The organism is Sphingobacterium cellulitidis (assembly GCF_043187465.1).
Taxonomy (GTDB): domain Bacteria; phylum Bacteroidota; class Bacteroidia; order Sphingobacteriales; family Sphingobacteriaceae; genus Sphingobacterium; species Sphingobacterium cellulitidis.
This window is the reverse complement of record NZ_CP171136.1, coordinates 474379-495098: the sequence shown is the minus strand read 5'-3', so window position 1 is coordinate 495098 and position 20720 is coordinate 474379. Positions and strand designations below refer to the sequence as shown.

The following is a 20720-nucleotide window of genomic DNA, read 5'->3' as shown; positions in this document are numbered from 1 at the left end:
ATAGGACTAGCTTTATTTCAAGCTTAAAATTACATATTTTTTTAAAAAATCAATTCCTTCAAACCTTGGTTAAGCCCAATGTTTTTCCTTTTTCTACCATAAAAGCTAGAGCTTCCTCTCGCGAATTAGGAATATCACCCTCTAGGATCGCTTCTCGAATAGCCTTCTTGATCATACCGACATGCTTCCCAGGTCCAATACCAAAGGTCTCCATAATGTCCTCACCGTCAATAGGTGGCTGCCAGTTCCGAAGGTGATCTCGCTCTTCAACGTCTTTCAACTTTTGCTTAACCAGCTCAAAGTTATCTCGGTATTTTCGTTTTTTGTATTCATTTTTAGTTGTTACATCAGCATGACATAACAGCATCAAATCATCAATGTCATCCGCCGCTTCAAAGAGAAGCCTACGAACCGCTGAATCCGTAACAATATCCTTCGCCAAAACTATCGGCCGCAAATGAAGCATCACTAATTTCTGGACAAACTTCATCTTCTCATTCAGCGGCAGCTTAAGTTCAGCAAATAATTTAGGGACCATTTTGGCACCTCGGTCTTCATGCCCATGAAATGTCCAACCCACTTTCTTATCAAACCTTTTCGTCGCTGGTTTCGCAATATCATGCATAATCGCAGCCCATCTAAGCCAAAGATCATTTGACATCTCTGCCACATTATCCAACACTTCCAAGGTATGATAAAAATTATCCTTATGCCCTTTTCCATCAACGTATTCCACACCGTACAGCTGATACATGGCCGGAAAAATCTTCTCCAATAAGCCAGTATCAAATAAATACTTGAATCCTATGGATGGTTTTTCAGCTAAAATAATTTTATTTAATTCGTCGGTGATTCTTTCTTTAGAGATAATTTGAATCCGATCTGCTTGTTCACAAATCGCATTCAATGCTACCCCATCTATCTTAAAATTTAGTTGAGTAGCAAAGCGGATTGCACGCATCATCCGAAGAGGATCATCGGAAAATGTAATATCTGGTGCTAAAGGGGTTTTGATTACGCGATTCTGGATGTCATCAACGCCATTGAATGGATCTATCAATGCTCCATAATCACTTTCATTCAGTGAAAATGCCATCGCATTGATCGTGAAATCACGGCGATTTTGATCGTCTTCTAAGGTTCCATCTTCCACTATTGGCTTTCTGGAATCCTTACGATAGGACTCTTTACGAGCTCCCACAAATTCTACTTGTAAGCCCTCGTATACCAACATCGCGGTACCAAAAGACTTATAAACAGCAACTTTAGTATGTAGTTTTTCTCCTAATTTATTCGCAAAATCAATCCCACTCCCTAGAACAAGGATATCGATATCATCCTTAAATGGTCGGCCCATAATCCGATCACGAACATAACCGCCAATCACAAAACAGGAAACCCCTTCCTGATGGGCTAATTCTCTTATTATGGAAAATATGGGATGACTTAAATTCTCACTCATAGCAACAAAGTGCAAAAGTAATGAATTTTATAGTAAACAGATGGACGCCTATGTAAAATCAAATAGGAACTTAGTCCCTATCTTTCGATAATCTGCGGAAAGCCAATGGGTTTTCGGTTAAAACTTCTTGCTCTCTACGTCTATTTACAATATGAACGGCCTCAAATATCGCCTCTAAAAAGGAAGCATGAGATGCCAGATTCTTTCCAGCAATATCATAACCTGTACCATGGTCTGGTGAAGTTCGAACAACTGGTAGTCCTGCCGTAAAGTTAATTCCATTGCGTGAAGCAATATGTTTAAATGGTATTAGACCTTGATCATGATACATGGCCAATACTGCATCGAATTTAGTGTAAGCATCGGCTGCGAAAAATCCATCCGCAGGAAAAGGTCCAAAGCAGAAAATATCCTCCTCATTCGCCTTCTCAATCGCTGGTCTGATGATATCCTTATCCTCCGTTCCTATCAACCCATCATCGCCAGCATGTGGATTTAATCCCAAAACTGCAATCTTTGGCTTCTGAATCCAAAAGTCCTTCTTCAGACTTTCATTCATCATCCTCAATTTATGTAGAATACTATCTTCGGTGATGGAAGAAGCAACTTCCTTCACAGGAATATGTCCAGTAACAACACCTACTCGAAGCTCATCACTGACCATGAACATCAACACATCCTTCGCCCCAAATGCAGCTTGTAAATACTCTGTATGACCAGGAAAATTAAAACCTTCCTGTTGAATATTATGCTTATTGATTGGCGCAGTAACCAAAGCATCAATTAATCCGGCTTTTAAATCCTCAGTAGCTTTCTCTAGGGAGATGAAAGCATATTTTCCACCAATTTCATTCTGTTCGCCCAAAGTTATCTTCACATCTTCCTGCCAACAGTTGATCATGTTTGGACGCTTTGAATTTGCCTGATCTGCAGAATTAATCACATTAAAACTGAAATCATTCACGCCAATTGCCTTCCGGTGAAATGAAGCAACTTTCGTATTGCCATAAACTATGGGTGTGAAGAAATCCATAACGCGATTATCCATCAATGATTTAATAATCACTTCTAAACCGATTCCGTTAATATCACCTACTGAAATGCCAATTTTTAGTTTTTCACTCATCGTCAATGCTTTTAGATACAGTCAAAAATAGCAAAAAATCATAAACATTAGGGCTCATTTGCTATTATCATGCAAATGGAAGCCCATATTGAAATCCTCCTGTCTTAAAAAACACTATCTTTGTGTCAAATATTCTCTATGAGTTCTGTACGCGCAAAAAAACATCTAGGTCAGCATTTCCTTAACGATAAAAATGCAGCACAACGAATTGTTGAAGCATTAACTCCTTCCCTAGGATTCAATCAGGTGTTGGAAGTTGGACCAGGTATGGGCGTACTATCGGATTTCCTCCTTCAAAATCAAGCTTACGAAACTTTTCTGATCGATGTGGATGATGAATCTATTGAATATCTAGCTGATAAATACCCTGAGCTTGGAAACCGATTAATCCATGGTGATTTTCTAACCCTGGATTTCAATAAATATTTCGGAGAAAAAATGGCTGTTATCGGCAACTTCCCTTATAATATCTCCTCGCAAATCTTATTTAAGGTACTGGAAGAAAGAAATCGGGTGATCGAAATGGTCGGCATGTTTCAAAAAGAAGTCGCTGAACGTTGTGTCGCAAAACCTGGAAGTAAGGAATATGGCATTCTAAGCGTCTTTTTACAGGCTTATTATGATGTTTCCTATCTCTTTACAGTGAAAGCTGGTGCATTCAATCCACCGCCAAAAGTACTTTCCGGAGTTATGAGAATGGTTAGAAATAACCGTGAGACCTTGGACTGCGATGAAAAACTTTTCTGGAGAGTAGTAAAAGCTGGCTTTAATCAAAGAAGGAAAACCTTGAGAAATGCCCTTTCTGCCGTTGTACCGAAAGATAGAATGAGCGATAACCCACTTTACGAATTAAGAGCTGAACGCTTAACCGTACAAGATTTTGAAATCCTAACAAACGAAATTTCTAGAAGCCTCTGATATGGATAACATTAGTGAATTTAGCATCATTGGAGCCGGGGTCGCAGGTCTAACGACAGCAATTGCCCTCCAAAATCTTGGTCGTGAATTCACTCTCTTTGAAAGATCCAAAGTTATCAAAGGTATTGGCGCAGGATTCGGCCTTGCAGCAAATGCAATGCATGCCCTCGATTATATCGGAATTCGACAAGAAGTCGAAGAAATCGGATATTATATGGACTCCTTTACCATTCTAGATCAAAAAGGTGATATTTTGGTCAATCCCAACACAAAAAAAATATCTGAAACGTATGAGCAGAAAAACTTTGCCATACATCGTATTGATCTACACCAGTATTTACTGTCCAAAGTAAATCCAGAATCTGTTTTCGCTGGTAAAAAAGCACTCAAATTTGAACAACAACAAGATTATATAGAAGTGTTTTTTGAAGATGGAACAATCCATAAAACAAAATATCTGATCATAGCCGATGGAATAAAATCCCCCCTTCGGCAGCAATTAATTCCGGATTCAAAACCTCGATATGCTGGTTATAGTTGCTGGCGAGCTACAATCGACAACTCCCAATTAAAAATCCAAAAAGGTTCTGAAACCTGGGGGCATAAAGGTCGGTTCGGATTATCTCCGATGGTAAATGATAGAATTTATTGGTATGCCTGCATTAATGGCCCCCAGCAAAACCCCACTTTTAAAAATTATCAAGTCCAGGATTTGAAGAATCAATTCGCAAACTATCACAGCCCTATACAGGAAGTTCTTGACAACACCCAAGATAGCGACTTAATATGGAGTGATATTATTGATATAAAACCACTCAAAAACTTTGCTTTTGGCAACATCCTGATTATTGGTGATGCTGCCCATGCTTGCACCCCCAATATGGGACAGGGAGCATGCCAAGCTATGGAAGATGTAGCCGTTCTTTCCAAAGAATTAATAAAAAACCAGCCCGTTCCACAAGCTTTCGAAACCTTCGAAAAGAAAAGATTGGCCAGAACAAAATATATCACAGACACCTCCAAATTCATAGGTGATGTGGCTCAATGGGAAAATAAATTCCTAATTTCAATCCGAAATAAACTCATGAAAATAATGCCCGACAGCATGAACCAAAAATCATTGCTCAAGGTGTTTAAAGAAGACTTCATGAAATAATAGTATCCATTATGAACATTTTAATAGTCGACGATATACACGAAATCCTCTTGCAGAAATTAGATAAGGCTAGAATCTCATATTCTTATCAACCAGATTTCACTAGAGAGCAAGCCGAAGAACAGATTCTTAATTTTGACGGATTAATCATTCGCTCGAAGTTTCAGGTCGACAAGGAATTTATTGATATAAATCCTAACCTGAAAATGATAGGTCGTGCTGGTGCAGGAATGGATAATATTGATGAAGCCTATGCGGCGAGCAAAGGGATTTTCTTGATTCCTGCAAATGAGGGCAATCGTGATGCTGTGGGTGAACATATGATTGGAATGCTGCTCAGTCTAATGAACAACCTGAATCGTGGCGATAGAGAAGTTCGTGCAGGTCAATGGAATCGTGAAGAAAATCGTGGCTATGAATTAAAAGGTAGAACCGTAGCTTTAATTGGGTATGGTCATAACGGTCAAGCAATGGCGAAAAAACTCTCTGGTTTCGATGTCAATGTGATTGCTTATGACAAATATAAAACTGGTTTTTCTGACCAGTATGCCACTGAGGTTTCTATGGAAGAGGTTGTCCGCCGGGCGGATGTATTGAGTTTCCATATTCCACTTACCCGTGAAACAAAAGGCATGGTGGATGATGAATATCTATTCCATTTTAGAAAACCCATCTTCTTCCTAATGGGGGCTCGTGGAGGAATAGTCAATGTTCCTGCAGTTATCAAAAAATTAGATGAAGGAAAAATAATCGCGGCAGCTTTTGATGTCTTGCCTGTGGAGAAATTCCCAGCATTGGGAGAACAATCCTGGTATCAAAACCTGATTGAAAGAGACAATGTCCTTTTAAGTCCCCATGTGGCCGGATGGACTTTCGAAAGTTATTATAAGCTTTCTGATGTCTTAGCTGATAAGATTATTGCATTTCTAAATCAATAACCACACAAAGAACCACTGTAACACTAGTGCGAGATCCAGTAGATAGACATGGTGATAATGCTTTTCTTTCGAAAAGATAATAAATCGGAACATAATGAGAATCAATACTGTTGTTATCAGCAAAGCTATCCGCACTGCCCAGGTATTCGGCGATAAAAGAATAAGAATCAAGTGAAATACGCCTATTCCATAGGATAGATTAATTGCCCTTTGCTTTCCCAAGAGAATCGGAACGGTCTTCAGGTTATATAAACTATCTTGTTCATAATCCCGAATATCGAAAGGCAATGTACAGAGGACTAGAAATACGATTTTCACAAGTCCCAGATAGTTTGCTTGATACCAATCAATATTGGCGCCATTGGCATACAGCTCCACGACCGGCAATCCAACACTACTTAAGGACCAAACCAAGGCTATATAAAACACCTTTAAGCCCGGAACCTGACGCATCCCCACCCATTTACCCTTCACTTTCAGCAATGGCACTGCATAAGCCAAACTTATCACGCCAATAAATCCCAAGAAAAACAAAGTCATTAAATGCACCTGAAAAAGTGCCCAAATGGTTATCACTGTAGCTATGGCACTTAACAACCAAAACAACCACATATTTTTACCGATCCATCTGGTTCTTTGAAATGGAGATTTACTCGGATCCTTTGGCAAGGATAGATACAAACTCAGATTATATAATAATAGTGTTGTTGCTCCTTCGATGACCAGAATCGGATCATTGACCGGTAGATTTAGAATATAATAGGTCAAGGCACATTGAGCAACTGCTGCAAGCGCAATTAATACATTGGTATGAACCAAAAAGTAATACAGTCTTTTCAAAAACCTTGTCATTGTAACCTAACAATTGCTGTCAATATTTGTTCCTAGCCTACAAAAATTAGTATTTCAATCGAAAAAAAATTAAATTAGCTATACAGGTCCTTATTTTTTCCGCATTCAATAACTAATTGACCGAATTAAATAATTTCCTGATGTAAAGATAATGTAGACCTATAATTTTTAAAAAAAAGATGAATTTTCAGCTTAAATCTTTTGACGAGTATCAAGAAGCTTACAAAAGAAGTGTAGAAGAACCAGAAGCTTTCTGGGGGGATGTGGCGGACCATTTCTTTTGGAAAAGAAAATGGAACAATGTACTTAAATGGAATTTTAAAGATCCCGATATAAAGTGGTTTGAAGGTGCTAAGTTAAATATTACTGAAAACTGCCTCGATCGTCATATCTATAAATTAGGAGATCAACCTGCAATCATCTGGGAACCTAATGACCCCAATGAAGCGCACCGCGTCTTAACCTATAAACAACTACTTCAAAAAGTAGAGCAATTCGCTAATGTTCTTAAGAATAACAATATCCGCAAAGGTGACCGTGTTTGTATTTACTTACCTATGGTACCTGAATTGGTTATTGCTGTTCTAGCTTGTGCACGTATCGGTGCAATTCATAATGTGGTATTTGGTGGTTTCTCGGCACGTTCAATCGCTGATAGAATCAATGACGCAGAATGTAAATTAGTAATCACTTCTGATGGCGGTTTCCGTGGTCAAAAGGTTCTGGAACTAAAATCTATTGTGGATGATGCATTAATGCAATGTGATTCTGTTGAAAAAGTAATCGTATTGACCCGTACTCGTACGCCGGTTTCTATGATCAAAGGTCGCGATGTATGGTGGGAAGATGAAATCAAGAAAGTCGAAACCCAAGGTAATCCAGCTTGTCCTGCAGAAGAAATGGATGCTGAAGACACCTTATTTATTTTATATACTTCCGGTTCAACAGGTAAACCTAAAGGTGTAGTACATACTACAGCTGGCTATATGGTCTATACCGGCTATACCTTTGCCAATACTTTCCAATATAAGCCGGGAGAAGTGTACTTCTGTACAGCGGATATTGGATGGATTACCGGTCATAGTTATATTGTTTATGGACCTCTTTCGCAAGGTGCTACTTCATTGATGTTTGAAGGTATTCCTACCTATCCAGACGCAAGTAGATTCTGGGATATCGTTGAGAAATATAAAGTAAACATCTTGTATACTGCTCCTACAGCAATCCGTTCCTTGATGGCATTTGGGGATCAGTACTTAGAAGGTAAAGATCTTTCATCACTACGTGTTTTAGGAACGGTTGGTGAACCTATCAATGAGGAAGCTTGGAATTGGTATCATGAAAAGGTAGGCCATGGCAAATGCCCTATCGTGGATACTTGGTGGCAAACAGAAAATGGTGGTCACCTGATTACGCCTATCGCAGGTATTACTCCTGAAATTCCAGGTTATGCAATGCTACCGCTTCCAGGGGTACAACCATGTTTAATGGATGAGAATGGTGAAGAAATCGAAGGAAATGATGTATCAGGAAACTTATGTATCAAATTCCCTTGGCCAGGTATGCTCCGCACGACTTGGGGCGATCATGAACGTTGTAGACAAACTTATTTCTCTACCTATTCGGATATGTATTTTACAGGTGATGGTTGTTACCGTAGCCCTGAAGGATACTACCGCATCACAGGTCGGGTCGATGATGTATTAAATGTGTCTGGACACCGTATCGGAACCGCAGAGGTAGAAAATGCCATCAATATGCACTCCGATGTGGTAGAATCCGCAATCGTAGGCTATCCGCACCCTGTTAAAGGTCAAGGGATTTATGCTTATGTGATTGCAAACCACCATATTGATGCTGAGAAAACTCGTCAGGATATCTTGCAAACTGTAACACGTATTATCGGGGCAATCGCTAAACCGGATATTATTCAATTCGTAACGGATTTGCCTAAAACAAGATCTGGAAAAATCATGCGTAGAATCTTGCGAAAGATCGCTGAAGGTGAATTAAATAATCTTGGTGATACTTCTACACTTCAAGACCCAACAGTTGTTGAAGCTATCATTGAAGGATCTAAAGAGATGAAAAAATAAGGTCTGATTTAAGAATCTTAACCAAATAAAGAGAATAAACTCCAAAAAAGAACCCCGTCATAATTCATGACGGGGTTTTTATATACTATTTAATTCTTACATCTTTAATCCAAAGAAAACTCAAACTCTTGATTTTTCTCCTTTTTATAAGCTAGGTTTTGTGTTGCAGGAGAAATCGCAAATAAAGGTGAGAAAGTTTTCACTTTTACGGTTATTCCATCTGGCAAAAATTCCAAGTATCTCAACCAACCATCACCCCCATTTCCAAACCATCCGCCGCCCATGGCTTGCGCATTAAAAGTCATCTGTGTAACGGTCTTTCCAGCAGCATTCTTATCCTGTCTGAAACCTATATGTCCTTCAAAATCATCTGGAGCACCTATATGTCCCGAAAATACCATGCGTATATTCTTGGATGGTTTTACAAGTTTTTCAAAAACAGCCGCTCCATAGTTGGCATCCTCAATCTTGTACCCTTCCTTCTTGATATGATTACTATTTCTATCCAGATAGGTATGAGTCAATAAGATAACATCATGATTTTCATATTTCGCCTGATTCAAGGTTTTCAAAGCCCAATCTAGAACTTCATTGCGTGGAGCAAATTCCAACACTATAACCAAAAGTTTTTTGGGATGTGGCGTTTCAAACTCAAAAACTGCATTTACAGCCGTTGAATTTCCATTTAATGCAGGACCAATCTCTCGCAAGGCCTTTGCATTAAATCCATTCTGCTCCGCAGAGAAGTACTTATCAAATTGCGTAGACCTATATTCAGCGCTGACATGACCATAATCATGATTTCCTGTCGCCAAAACATAAGGTACTCGATTATCTAGTTTCCGAAATGCTTCACTTGTATTGGTCCATTGCTGCTTACTATTTTGGTTAGCCGCTTTTGTATCCGGATTTAATAAATCATTTTGCTCCACCAAATCTCCGGTACATAATACAAATTGGGTGTTTAAGGAGTCAACATTCTCCCGAATCCAAGAAGTCATCAAATTTAAAATCCCCACATTCCGATCATATTTAACATAGGTTTGCGGGTCCGGAACTAAAACTAATGACCAGGACTCACTGTTTGTTAATTTAGGTTTTTCATAGCCTTGCTGGGCCATACCTGCATGCGATAAAAATAACAACCCAAGGAGCAGGGTTAAAATTGAAATAGGTTTAGAATTCATAATGATTAATTATTGACTAGTTAAATTTAAAAAGAAAAGAGGATTTTTTTCGAATTGCATTAAGTTTTATCAATTTGGAGGCGAGAAAAATGCCTGTTTTTTATTATTTTTAGCCGAATCCCATAATACTTTAAGAAAGCGCCCATGTTATTTACGATACTTCTAGGTTTGATTTCTTCGATTTTGCTAATCCCATTTGGCAAAAGACTAAAATCATCTTGGAGCATCCTTATTCCTTTGATTCCAACTGGTCTATTCCTGTATTATTTAGGATATGTCCCTAAAATAGCCGATGGATCAACTTTTTTTCAAGCAATAAGCTGGGTTCCTTCCTTAGGAGTGGATTTCAACCTTAGATTAGATGGACTTTCTCTCCTATTCTGCTTACTAATTACCGGGATCGGAACAGGAATATTCTTCTATGCCAGAACCTACTTAAAAGGACACCCCTTTTTCGACCGCTTCTTCGGCTATTTATACTTGTTTATGTCAGCCATGCTCGGCTTGGTGCTCTCCGACAATATCTTTTTATTATTTATCTTCTGGGAATTGACGAGTATCAGTTCTTTTTTCCTGATTGGGTTTAATAATGATCAGGAAGCCTCCCGAAAGAGTGCCATGACGGCATTGACCATAACGGGAATGGGTGGATTCTTTCTCCTGGCCGGATTGGTATTGATTGGCAATGTTGCAGGAACTTATCAAATATCCGAACTGATTCAATACCACGATGTCATCCTTAACCACCCACAATATCCTTTAATTTTATTCTTAATATTTATAGGCGCATTTACAAAATCTGCGCAATTCCCTTTCCATTTTTGGCTGCCTGGAGCCATGAAAGCTCCAACACCAGTCTCTGCATATTTACACTCCGCGACCATGGTAAAAGCCGGGATCTATCTCCTGGCAAGATTCTTCCCCATCCTGAGTGGAACCGAATTATGGACTTACACCCTGACTGGAATCGGTGGATTTACAATGCTATATGCTGCAATACACTCCCTTTTTAGGGTTGATCTTAAAGCTATCTTGGCCTATACGACCATTTCAGCACTGGGAATGCTGGTTTTCTTATTGGGGGTAGGGACGAAGGAAGCTGTCATTGCAGCCAGTGTTTTTATTCTGGTTCATGCGCTATACAAAGCAACTTTATTCCTGGTAACAGGTATTATCGACCATGAAACAGGAACACGCGATATTACTAAACTCGCCGGATTAAAAAAGGTCCTGGGTCCTGTCGCCATTGCGGCAGTATTAGCAGCTCTCAGTAGTGCCGGATTACCATCCACCTTCGGATTTATCGGAAAAGACCTTATTTACGAAGCAACTTTACATGCCGAAAAAAATTGGGTCCTGATCCTAACCATAATTGCTGTAGCTACCAATGTTTGTTTGGTTGCAGCAGGCTTTATGGCCGGAATTAAACCTTTCTTTGGTCAATTACCATCGGAATACGAAAAACTCCACCTTCCTTATAAATCTATGTGGATTCCTCCACTTATCTTAGGTTGCTTAGGATTACTATTTGGGTTATTACCAGAATTAGTGGGTGATTTATTAAGCAAGCAAACTGCCAATAGCATCTTTGGTGCCGATACAGAAATGCACCTTGCCATATGGCATGGATTCAATACGGTGCTTATCCTGAGTTTGGCAACATTAGCTGCCGGTACAATCTTATACTTCGCTAACAAACCGAGCCTTTCAAAACTTAATAAGATAGAAAAGCTACAGGGGATTTCCCCACAGCGTATCTTGACCGGATACAGCAATGATATTGTAAGATTTGCCGATTGGTTCAGCAACTTCTTTCATAATGGCTACCTGCGGTCCTACCATATGAAGATTATCCTTTTTGCAGAAGCCTTGCTGATCTATAAATTATGGCAAAGTGGACCTATTCAAATCGATTTCGATAACCTCACGCCACTTACAATTTATGAAGTGGCCGTCGTTATTATCCTTTTGGGAGCCTTAATTATCGTGGTAGCAACCCCATCCCGACTTACTTCGGTTGTGGCCATGAGTGTTATCGGCTACTGTATCTGTTTGATGTATGTCTTCTATAGTGCACCAGATTTAGCAATGACCCAATTTACAATCGATACCTTGAGTACGGTATTATTTGTATTGGTTCTCTATAAACTTCCTAGCTTCTTGAATCTAGCTTCCAAACGTGAAAGATATCGTGACAGCATCGTCGCATTAGGCTTTGGAGCAATTCTTTCTATTATCGCATTAAAAGTTCTTTACGAACCTATTTCAACAGAAACAAGTGATTTCTATGGTGAGAATGCCTATATCCTTGCGAAAGGAAAAAATGTGGTAAACCTGATTCTTGCAGACTTTAGAGGAATTGATACCATGTTTGAAACCGTGGTATTGGGAATTGCCGCACTAGGGGTGTATAGTTTATTAAAATTGAGATTAAAATCGTCAGAAAAGGAATAAGGATATGCGCAGTATAATATTACAAACAGCAACACGATATTTGCTACCCATCTTACTTTTATTTTCCTTCTTTCTATTATTAAGAGGGCATTATTATCCAGGAGGAGGTTTTGTGGGTGGATTAGTGGCATCCATAGCCTTCGTATTGCACAGCTTTGCCAATGGTACGGAAGCGACCATGAAGATATTGGGCAGGAAACCCTTGTCCCTGATTCCAATTGGATTAGGAATTTCTGCTGTAAGTGTGGTTATGCCTACTTTCTTTGGATTACCTCCAATGACAGGACTATGGTGGGAAGAAAAAATTCCAGTAATAGGAATGATCGGCTCCGCCCTATTCTTTGATCTAGGGGTTTACCTCGTCGTGATTGGCGTGGTATTAACTATTTTATTCACCATTTCTTTAACGAAGGATTAATCCATGGAACTACTACTAGTACTCGTTTTAGGTTTCTTGTATGCCGCTGGAGTATACCTCATCCTTCGAAGGAGTATGGTAAAATTATTATTAGGAATTATGTTGCTTGGAAATGGAACCAATATCCTGATTTTCTTATTGGGGTCCATTACCAAAGGCAAACCTCCAGTTATAGATACGGACCACAATGTCTTTCAAGATATTTATGCCGACCCTATCCCTCAAGCTTTGATATTGACAGCGATTGTAATCAGCTTCGCATTGACAGCCTTCGCGATTGTACTGTTAAAACGTGTTTATGCTTTAGTGGATACTGATGATTTAGATGACTTAAATACGCCGGAAGAAGAAGATATATGATCGATAACCATATTTTAGCCCCAGTTTTCATACATCTTTTCACGGCCATTATACAATTAATTGCCTGGAGAAAAACCGTATCCCAACGTTTCCTCAGTGTAGGTGGTGCCTTTATTGGACTATTGATTGCCATCCGATTATTCGCTAAGGTTTATTCTGAAGGATCCTTGCATATGAATGCCTCCAATTGGGAACCTCCATTTGGTATTGTATTCGTCGCGGATATGTTAAGTACAACCATGGTATTGCTGACCTCCATTGCTGGATTCGCAGTGTCCATATTTTCATCCGTAGGACTTAGCAGACAAAGAATGCTTTATGGGTACTTCCCAATCTTCCATTTTCTCTTAATGGGCTTAAATGGAGCTTTCCTAACCGGCGATATCTTTAACCTGTATGTTTGGTTTGAAGTGGTAATCATCTCTTCCTTTGTACTCATGACCCTTGGAGGTAGAAAGGCTCAATTGGAAGGTGCTGTAAAATATATGGCCATGAATATTCTGGCCTCCACCTTCTTCCTGACCGGAATTGGTATTCTATACGGGATTACCGGCTCATTAAACATGGCGGATCTTTCCTTAAAGATTAGGGATTTTGACAATCAGGCCCTGGTAGGAATCACTTCCATCTTTTTTATTCTAGGCTTTGGTATTAAATCCGCAGTTTTCCCACTCTATTATTGGCTACCTTCGTCCTATCATACGCCGCCTTCAGCAGTTGCCGCTACTTTCGGTGGTCTCTTGACGAAGCTTGGGATCTATGCCATTCTGAGAGTATTTAGCCTCATATTTATTCCAGACGAGTTTACCAGAAACTTATTTATGGTCCTCGCTGTTTTAACGGTGATAACAGGTGCTTTCGGAGCATTAATAAAAACCAATATCAGAAGGATGTTTTCTTATTTGATTGTCTGTCACATCGGTTTTATGCTGGGAGGTATCGCCATGTTCAGTAAGATAGCATTGATGGGAACCGTGTTTTATCTAATCCATGACATCATGGTGAAAACCAATATGTTCTTGATTGCAGGTTATATCCGACTTGTCCGAGGAACCATGGATATGAAAAAATTAGGTGGACTTTATAAGGATTATCCTTTGATCTCCCTGGTGATTGCATTGGTGCTCTTTTCTCTAGTTGGAATTCCACCATTATCAGGATTCTGGCCTAAAATCTACCTGTTCCAGGAAGCATTTGTGGATAAACAATACTTCTTTATTGCGGCATTGATTATCGGAAGTTTGGTAACTCTTTATGTAATTGCAAAAATGTGGGCAGATGTTTTCTGGAAGAATGTACCTGAAGATGTGCTAGTCGAAGATAAATTCAAAGAGCTGCCTTTATTTAAGAAAATATTATTGGTATTGCCTATATTAATACTGTGCTCAGTGACGCTATACATTGGTTTTAATGCCGAGAATATCATCACCGTGGTCGATCGAATTACAAATGAATTGTTGGACACTAGCCCTTACATCCGTACCGTTTTGGGCGATAAAGCTTTTGAACAATGATCAAGTTTTTTTTAATGAACCTCTTGCTATCCTTTATCTGGGTAGCCCTGACGGGTTCTCTCTACTATTCTAACTTTATCTTTGGCTACTTGCTTGGCTTTGGAGTCCTATGGATCATGAATAGAAATGAAACCGATCAACGTTATTTCTATAGGGTACCAAAAATCATAAGCTTTTTCTTTTTCTTCTTATTCGAATTGATCAAGGCAAATATTCAGGTGGCTTACGATGTAATCACCCCAAAATATTTCTTTAAACCGGGTATTGTCAGATATCCAGTGAATACTACAACGGATTTTGAAATCAATATTTTGGCAACTTTTATCTCCTTGACACCAGGAACCTTGATTATTGATATCAGCGATGATAAAAAGGCGATCTATATCCATGTCATGTATTTAAAAGATGAAGAGCAATTTATCAGGACTTTAAAAACAGGGGTTGAACGAAAATTATTGGAGATATTACGATGAGTTTAGAAACCTATTTTGATTTTGTCATTCTGCCCATATTAACCATTTCGGTATTATTGGTCTTTATCCGTTTGTTTAAGGGACCATCCGTAGTGGACCGTGTGATGGCTCTGGACCTTATCATTACCATTGGGATTGGAATTATTACCGTGTATAGCATCCGTCAGGAACAGGAAGTCCTTTTGGATGTCTCTATTATTCTAGCTCTGATTGCCTTTTTGGGAACCATCGCCTTTTCCTATTACATAGAAAAACAACAAGATGATTGATATTATTCTCGCCATATTAAGCACCGTAGGTGCCTTATCCATTCTCTTTGCATCCATTGGTGTATTGAGAATGCCTGACTTTTATTTAAGATTATCCGTAACAGTAAAGGCATCCACCTTGGGTGTGGGTTTATTACTGATTTGCGCAGCTATTATGTTCCCTGATGATGTGTCAGTAACCACTAAATCTATTGCCATCATCTTCTTCCTCCTACTTACTGCGCCTATCGCAGCCCATATGATTGGAAAAGCAGCCTATTTTATCGGAATCCCACTATGGAAAGGAACAGTAGTCGATGAACTGAAAGGGATGTACAATAAGGAGACTCACTGTTTAGAAAGTGATCCTAAAAAGGCAGATAAGTCGGCACACGACAATATTGCCCATACTGATGATGCAACAGATTAATTAGAAGATGATACAAACGGGCTTGGAAGCCTTGATCCGCTTTCCGGAATCAGTAAGCTTTCCTGTCTTTTGATTCCTGTTGAAAACAACAATCTCATCCGTCAATTGATTCCCTACTAATACAAAACGCTCATCCGGACTGAAATTAAAATTACGAGGTCCTTTCCCTAAAACTGAATTCACTTCAATTCTTCTCAATTTACCGGATTTACTAATCGCAAAGGTTGTAATCGTATTTGCGTCAATTCGATCTGTAGAATATAAGAATCGACCATCTGAAGATACCTTCAAATCAGCAGCTCCACTTTTTCCTTCAAATTCTGGCGAACGCATAGAAATAATCTGATAAGATTCCCAAACGCCATTTTTCTTTTTGAAACTTTCGATATCCCCAGTCATTTCCATCAATGAATACATCAGCTTACCATTCGGATGAAACGCAATATGTCTCGGACCTCCACCTAGGTTCACATTGATTTTACCTTTTTCAGCAAATTGAAACTTCCCGCCATCGGTTTTCTGGATGTCTAGAATATATATTTTGTCTCCTCCCAAATCAGAAACATACAATAAATTATCTGGACCAAAAAAGGCAGAATGAATATGCGAAGCCTCTTGACGTGCTTTATTTACACTACTCCCATTATAAATCTTTGTATCGTCCTTGGATAAGATCTCTCCGTTTGGAGATAGCTTAAATAAATCCAAAGCACCCCCTAAATAATTCGATACCACTGCAAAAGTACCATCCTTTCCAATTACCACATGGCAAGGAGCAGAACCACCAGAACCTAATTTATTGATGAATGTCAGTCCATCACTGCCTAAGGAGAATGAAGAAAGGGATTGACTACCATCAGTCATTTCATTGGTTGCCAACAAAAATCTATCAGTCCTCGCTATAAAGGAAGGATTTGCTGTACTTGTTTCTCGAACCAAGCTGGCATCTCCGGTTTTGGTATCAAAACTAAACTCATAAATCCCTTTACTCCCATCCGCGGAAGTGTATGTGCCAACGTAAAGTGGCACCTGAGTAGATTGTGCATTCAATAATGTGACATTCATCAAAAGAAAAAGGAAGAATAATACAGGTCTGTTCATCTGTTAAATATGGTTAAATCGCCCGAAGTTTAATGCTGTTTAAGTAATTTAGTCCGAATATATTAGCCAGACTTAGGTATTAATACAATTATTACGATATAAAAGTAGAAAAAAGGCATAATATTTAATAATTTTGCGATTGAACTTTAGATTTAGCGTGACAACACATAACATGAAGAACTTTTCAAGTTTACTTATATTAATTTTATTAGCTTGTACATTTCAAGCTAATGCTCAAGAAAAACTGATTGATCGCGTGGTGGCGACTGTGGGTTCTGGAATTATTTTGCAATCAGATGTTGACATGCAATATTCTCAGTATTTGGCAAATGGAGGTACCCCTTCCGATGACTTCAAATGTACCGCATTACAACAGTTGATTATGACCAAGTTGTTATCTCAACAAGCGGTCTTAGACTCTGTAGAAGTATCCGAATCTGAAGTTGATGACCAATTGAACGCAAGAATGCGGGAAATGACTCGTCGTGCCGGTGGTAAGGAAAGATTAGAAGGATTCTTGAAACGCTCTCTATTACAATATAAAGAGGAAATGAGACCTGTTCTTTCAGAACAAATCAAAGCCGAAAAATTCCAAAATACAATCATCAGTAAAATCACAGTTACTCCCCAGGAGGTAAAAAAATACTTTGAAGGACTAAACCAAGATAGCTTACCTAAATTCAACACCGAAGTTGAAATTGGAGAAGTTGTCATCTATCCGGAATTAACCAAAGAAGAAAAAAATGTGTTTAGAGCTAAAGCTGAAGGTTATCGTAAGCAAATCCTTGATGGAACTGATTTCGGTACGGTAGCTCGTTTCTATTCAGAAGATCCAGGATCTGCCGTTCAAGGTGGTGAATTAGGCTTTGCTCCTCGTGAAAACTATGTTAAAGAGTTCTCAGCAATGGCATTTAGATTAAAAGAAGGTGAGATATCTCCAGTATTTGAAACAGAATATGGATTCCACTTCTTACAAGTTCTAGAACGCCGCGGTGAAGAGGTAAATGCAAGACATATCCTGGTAACAACAAAACCAACTACTGCAAGTCTAGACCGTATCAAAGGAAAAATTGATTCCATCTATGATAAGATTGAAGGTGGAAAAATCCCTTTCAGTTCGGCTGCTACATTATACTCAGACAACAAAGAAACAAAGTTCAATGGTGGTATGGTTATCAATCCCCAATCCCCTTCAAGATCAACTTTAATTCCTGTTGACTTATTGGAGAAAGAAGTGTTCATGGCTATCGATAGCTTGAAAGAAGGTCAGTTATCAAGACCTTACCAATTCCAAGATCCAAGAACTGGCAAATCTGGCTATAAAATCTCTTACCTTAAAAAGCGTATTCCGCCGCATGAAGCAAACTTAGAACAAGACTTCGCTAAAATCCAGGAGGCAGCGCAAGAAGATAAAACGCGTAGAAGCTTAAGCGAATGGTTCGAAAAGAAAACTAAAAATACCTTCGTACATATTAATCCTGAATTTGCAACCTGTGATGAATTACAAATGTGGATTACTCCAACATCAAATAATTTAGCAGCTTCAAAAGAAGATTAATACAATAACAGATATAAAAAATAAAGCCCGATCAAATGATCGGGCTTTATTTTTTATATCTTGATTTTATCTTTCAAACATCATTTCTAGGATAACTTTCCATTGAAATTCATCGGTCAATTGCCAGATTCGGATATAGCTAAACTTTACAACTTTATCCTTATGTCCTACCGTTGCTGTACCCGAGGTATATGCAAACTCACCACTGTAAGCTCTTCCCACTTCTGTAGGGTCAGTATCAATTTCAATCCGTTCTTTCTTTAAAAAGGCGATAACATTGTCTCTACCCTCAATTTCATTCTGCCACGGAAAATAAAACCTTGCATCATCCGCCAAAAATTCGTTGTATCCAGTTTTCGTATCTGCTTTCAAAATGGTCGAAAACAATTCGTCCGTTTGTAAAACAACTTCTTCTCGTTGTTCAAGACGTTTTACCGAACGGTGTTTTAGATAGTTTTTATCGTCTGGCTCGTAGTATTCCAAAGAACTTGCCTTTTTCTTACCGTAATTTTCAACTTCTGCACGTAAATGTGCTCTCCAGTTACCTTTTCTATCCCGATGCCAAACCGTTAGGTATTGACCATAGCGTTTGATAGCCCCCATCTTCTGGAATTCTATCGGTCCCGAAGTAACACCCCAGTCCAAACTTCTGGAAACTAAGGCAAAATTTGGGTTCCAGGATAAACGATCTGGTAAGTTTGGTCTATTGTCAAGGTAATTTGCCGCATTTACAGGCGAAGGAACCAAGAATGTGGTTTCCTTATCAACAATATATTTAAGTCCAGCATATGGACTTTCATTTTTAGAAAGGTTTGCAGCTGTTCTATCAACCGAAAGAAGTCCCCCTACCTTCTCAGGTAGTTGGGCAAAACTCGAAAAAGAAATTAGCGTTGCGGCTAAAAGAGTTAAGCCTTTTTTATTAATCATTCTTTTAATTTTTACCTTACTAATCAAATCTTATTCCAAAGTGTCCCATCCTTGCTATCTTTCAATTGAATACCTGCGGCAGTCAATTGCTCACGGATGCGATCTGAGGTCACAAAATCCTTGTTCTTCTTTGCGTCATTGCGCAAATTGATAATAATTTGCATCAAATCCTCCATATTATCACCCTCTCCAATTTGATCATCTTTTAAACCCAATACATCGAACACAAAGTCCTGCATGTACTGTTTTAGCGCTTGTAAATCACTCTCGCTAATGTTTAACTTCCCATCATAGATCGAATTAATAATACGAACTACCTCAAACAACTCTGCAATAAGCACCGGACTATTGAAGTCATCGTCCATGGCGGCATAACTGCGTTTTTTGATCTCCTCCAAGTCTCCGAAATTCGAAGTCTTCGATGGAACAATCTTATCCAAAAGACCGATGGCAGACATTAATCGTTTGTACCCTTTATCCGCAGCATCTAGAGCATCATTCGAAAAATCAAGCGTACTTCTATAATGCGCCTGAAGCATAAAGAAACGAACAGCCATTGGAGAATAACCTCTATTCAACAAAGGATGATTCCCTGTAAACAACTCCCCCGGAAGGAATCCGTTGCCCGCAGATTTTGACATCCTTGTTCCATTCACAGTTAACATATTGGTATGCATCCAATATTTCGCAGGACTAGTATGGTTACAAGCTTCTGATTGTGCTATTTCATTAGTATGGTGAGTCGCTGCCAGATCCATTCCGCCACCATGAATATCAAATTGGTCACCCAAATATTTTCTACTCATGGCCGAACATTCAATATGCCAGCCAGGAAAACCTACTCCCCATGGTGATGGCCAACGCATGATATGCTCCGGCTTAGCCTTGATCCATAAGGCAAAATCCAAACGACCTCTTTTCTCATCTTGACCGCCTAACTCACGCGTATTGTTCAATAGATCCTCAAGATTACGGTTGGTTAAAATCGTATAATTATACTCCTTGACATATTTCTCCACATCAAAGTAAACCGTTCCGTTGACCTCATAAGCAAAGCCATTCTTGATAATCTCCTGAACCATTTCAATCTGCTCCGAGATATGACCAGTAGCTGTTGGCTCTATACTTGGAGGTATGGTATTGAATAAACGCAAAACATCATGGAATCCAATCGTGTACTTTTGGACAATCTCCATCGGCTCTAATTGCTCCAGCTTTGCCTTTTTCGCAAATTTATCATCCCCTTCATCATTATCTCCTTCCAAATGCCCCGCATCCGTAATATTACGCACATAACGTACTTTATATCCAAGATGAACAAGATATCTGAAAATCAAATCAAAGGAAACAAAAGTCCTACAGTTTCCTAAATGTACATCGCTGTACACAGTAGGTCCACAAACATACATCCCAACCATATTCGGATGTATTGGTACAAACTTTTCTTTCTTTCGGGTAAGCGTATTGTATAATACTAAATTATGCTCCATACGATGATTGAA

Annotated in this window: 19 protein-coding genes; 12 read left to right on the top strand and 7 right to left on the bottom strand. The window is 39.0% G+C overall.

Translation table 11 applies throughout. The annotated features are described in order from the left end of the window. Positions 1-58: 58 nt before the first annotated feature. Together ACF3OC_RS02190 and pdxA are read right to left on the bottom strand one after the other, a co-directional pair. On the bottom strand, positions 59-1462 hold the full coding sequence (locus ACF3OC_RS02190) for a CCA tRNA nucleotidyltransferase (protein ID WP_094255545.1): 1404 nt from the start codon (positions 1460-1462) through the stop codon (positions 59-61). 70 nt (positions 1463-1532) lie between these two features. Next, positions 1533-2588 (bottom strand): 4-hydroxythreonine-4-phosphate dehydrogenase PdxA, encoded by a 1056-nt coding sequence (pdxA, locus tag ACF3OC_RS02185; RefSeq protein ID WP_094280265.1) that lies wholly within the window; start codon positions 2586-2588, stop codon positions 1533-1535. A 138-nt stretch (positions 2589-2726) separates the two neighbouring features. Here pdxA and rsmA point away from each other — a divergent pair, with 138 nt between their 5' ends. Genes rsmA through ACF3OC_RS02170 form a run of 3 tightly spaced genes read left to right on the top strand, consistent with a single transcriptional unit; the run spans position 2727 to position 5600 of the window. Continuing rightward, on the top strand, positions 2727-3506 hold the full coding sequence (gene rsmA, locus ACF3OC_RS02180; RefSeq protein ID WP_094280266.1) for a 16S rRNA (adenine(1518)-N(6)/adenine(1519)-N(6))-dimethyltransferase RsmA: 780 nt from the start codon (positions 2727-2729) through the stop codon (positions 3504-3506). Position 3507: 1 nt separating this feature from the next. Continuing rightward, positions 3508-4662 (top strand): FAD-dependent monooxygenase, encoded by a 1155-nt coding sequence (locus ACF3OC_RS02175; protein ID WP_256962495.1) that lies wholly within the window; start codon positions 3508-3510, stop codon positions 4660-4662. Between the two features lie 11 nt (positions 4663-4673). Then, positions 4674-5600, top strand: coding sequence for an NAD(P)-dependent oxidoreductase (locus ACF3OC_RS02170; RefSeq protein WP_094280267.1), 927 nt, complete (start codon positions 4674-4676; stop codon positions 5598-5600). Here the strand turns inward: ACF3OC_RS02170 and ACF3OC_RS02165 are convergent. Further along, the gene (locus ACF3OC_RS02165; protein WP_144043679.1) at positions 5589-6440 is read right to left on the bottom strand and encodes a hypothetical protein; all 852 of its coding nucleotides are present in this window, start codon (positions 6438-6440) and stop codon (positions 5589-5591) included. The genes ACF3OC_RS02170 and ACF3OC_RS02165 overlap by 12 nt on opposite strands. A 191-nt stretch (positions 6441-6631) precedes the next feature. Between ACF3OC_RS02165 and acs the strand changes: the two genes are divergently transcribed. Beyond that, positions 6632-8548 carry an acetate--CoA ligase gene (gene acs, locus ACF3OC_RS02160; protein ID WP_094255550.1) on the top strand — a complete coding sequence of 639 codons (1917 nt, stop codon included), beginning with the start codon at positions 6632-6634 and terminating at the stop codon, positions 8546-8548. A gap of 104 nt (positions 8549-8652) precedes the next feature. Here acs and ACF3OC_RS02155 read toward each other — a convergent pair whose 3' ends face one another. Continuing rightward, entirely contained in the window at positions 8653-9735 is a 1083-nt protein-coding gene (locus ACF3OC_RS02155; protein ID WP_392470781.1) for a metallophosphoesterase, read from the bottom strand. Positions 9736-9879: 144 nt separating this feature from the next. On the opposite strand from ACF3OC_RS02155, the gene ACF3OC_RS02150 reads away from it, so the two are divergent. From ACF3OC_RS02150 to mnhG, 7 genes are read left to right on the top strand one after another with little or no spacing between them, the layout of a single operon-like run. After that, on the top strand, positions 9880-12189 hold the full coding sequence (locus tag ACF3OC_RS02150) for a putative monovalent cation/H+ antiporter subunit A (protein WP_094280270.1): 2310 nt from the start codon (positions 9880-9882) through the stop codon (positions 12187-12189). Positions 12190-12193: 4 nt separating this feature from the next. Next, positions 12194-12607 carry a Na+/H+ antiporter subunit B gene (locus ACF3OC_RS02145; RefSeq protein ID WP_094255553.1) on the top strand — a complete coding sequence of 138 codons (414 nt, stop codon included), beginning with the start codon at positions 12194-12196 and terminating at the stop codon, positions 12605-12607. 3 nt (positions 12608-12610) lie between these two features. Then, positions 12611-12967: a Na+/H+ antiporter subunit C gene (locus tag ACF3OC_RS02140; RefSeq protein WP_094255554.1), complete on the top strand. Its 357-nt coding sequence runs from the start codon at positions 12611-12613 to the stop codon at positions 12965-12967. Beyond that, positions 12964-14481, top strand: coding sequence for a proton-conducting transporter membrane subunit (locus tag ACF3OC_RS02135; protein WP_094255555.1), 1518 nt, complete (start codon positions 12964-12966; stop codon positions 14479-14481). The genes ACF3OC_RS02140 and ACF3OC_RS02135 overlap by 4 nt, the downstream gene beginning before the upstream one ends. Further along, positions 14478-14954: a Na+/H+ antiporter subunit E gene (locus ACF3OC_RS02130; RefSeq protein ID WP_094255556.1), complete on the top strand. Its 477-nt coding sequence runs from the start codon at positions 14478-14480 to the stop codon at positions 14952-14954. Before ACF3OC_RS02135 ends, ACF3OC_RS02130 begins: the two co-directional genes overlap by 4 nt. Then, on the top strand, positions 14951-15223 hold the full coding sequence (locus ACF3OC_RS02125) for a monovalent cation/H+ antiporter complex subunit F (protein ID WP_094255557.1): 273 nt from the start codon (positions 14951-14953) through the stop codon (positions 15221-15223). The genes ACF3OC_RS02130 and ACF3OC_RS02125 overlap by 4 nt, the downstream gene beginning before the upstream one ends. After that, the gene (mnhG, locus tag ACF3OC_RS02120) at positions 15216-15632 is read left to right on the top strand and encodes a monovalent cation/H(+) antiporter subunit G (RefSeq protein ID WP_094255558.1); all 417 of its coding nucleotides are present in this window, start codon (positions 15216-15218) and stop codon (positions 15630-15632) included. The genes ACF3OC_RS02125 and mnhG overlap by 8 nt, the downstream gene beginning before the upstream one ends. Here the strand turns inward: mnhG and ACF3OC_RS02115 are convergent, their stop codons facing one another. After that, positions 15633-16733, bottom strand: coding sequence for a lactonase family protein (locus tag ACF3OC_RS02115; RefSeq protein WP_094280271.1), 1101 nt, complete (start codon positions 16731-16733; stop codon positions 15633-15635). Positions 16734-16905: 172 nt separating this feature from the next. Between ACF3OC_RS02115 and ACF3OC_RS02110 the strand changes: the two genes are divergently transcribed. Then, positions 16906-18291, top strand: coding sequence for a peptidylprolyl isomerase (locus ACF3OC_RS02110; protein WP_094280272.1), 1386 nt, complete (start codon positions 16906-16908; stop codon positions 18289-18291). 66 nt (positions 18292-18357) lie between these two features. On the opposite strand, the gene ACF3OC_RS02105 is transcribed toward ACF3OC_RS02110, so the two are convergent. Together ACF3OC_RS02105 and cysS are read right to left on the bottom strand one after the other, a co-directional pair. Next, entirely contained in the window at positions 18358-19218 is an 861-nt protein-coding gene (locus ACF3OC_RS02105) for a nuclear transport factor 2 family protein (protein WP_094280273.1), read from the bottom strand. A gap of 23 nt (positions 19219-19241) precedes the next feature. Further along, complete coding sequence (gene cysS, locus ACF3OC_RS02100; protein WP_094255562.1) at positions 19242-20708, bottom strand: cysteine--tRNA ligase; 1467 nt, start codon at positions 20706-20708, stop codon at positions 19242-19244. Between the last annotated feature and the right edge of the window lie 12 nt (positions 20709-20720).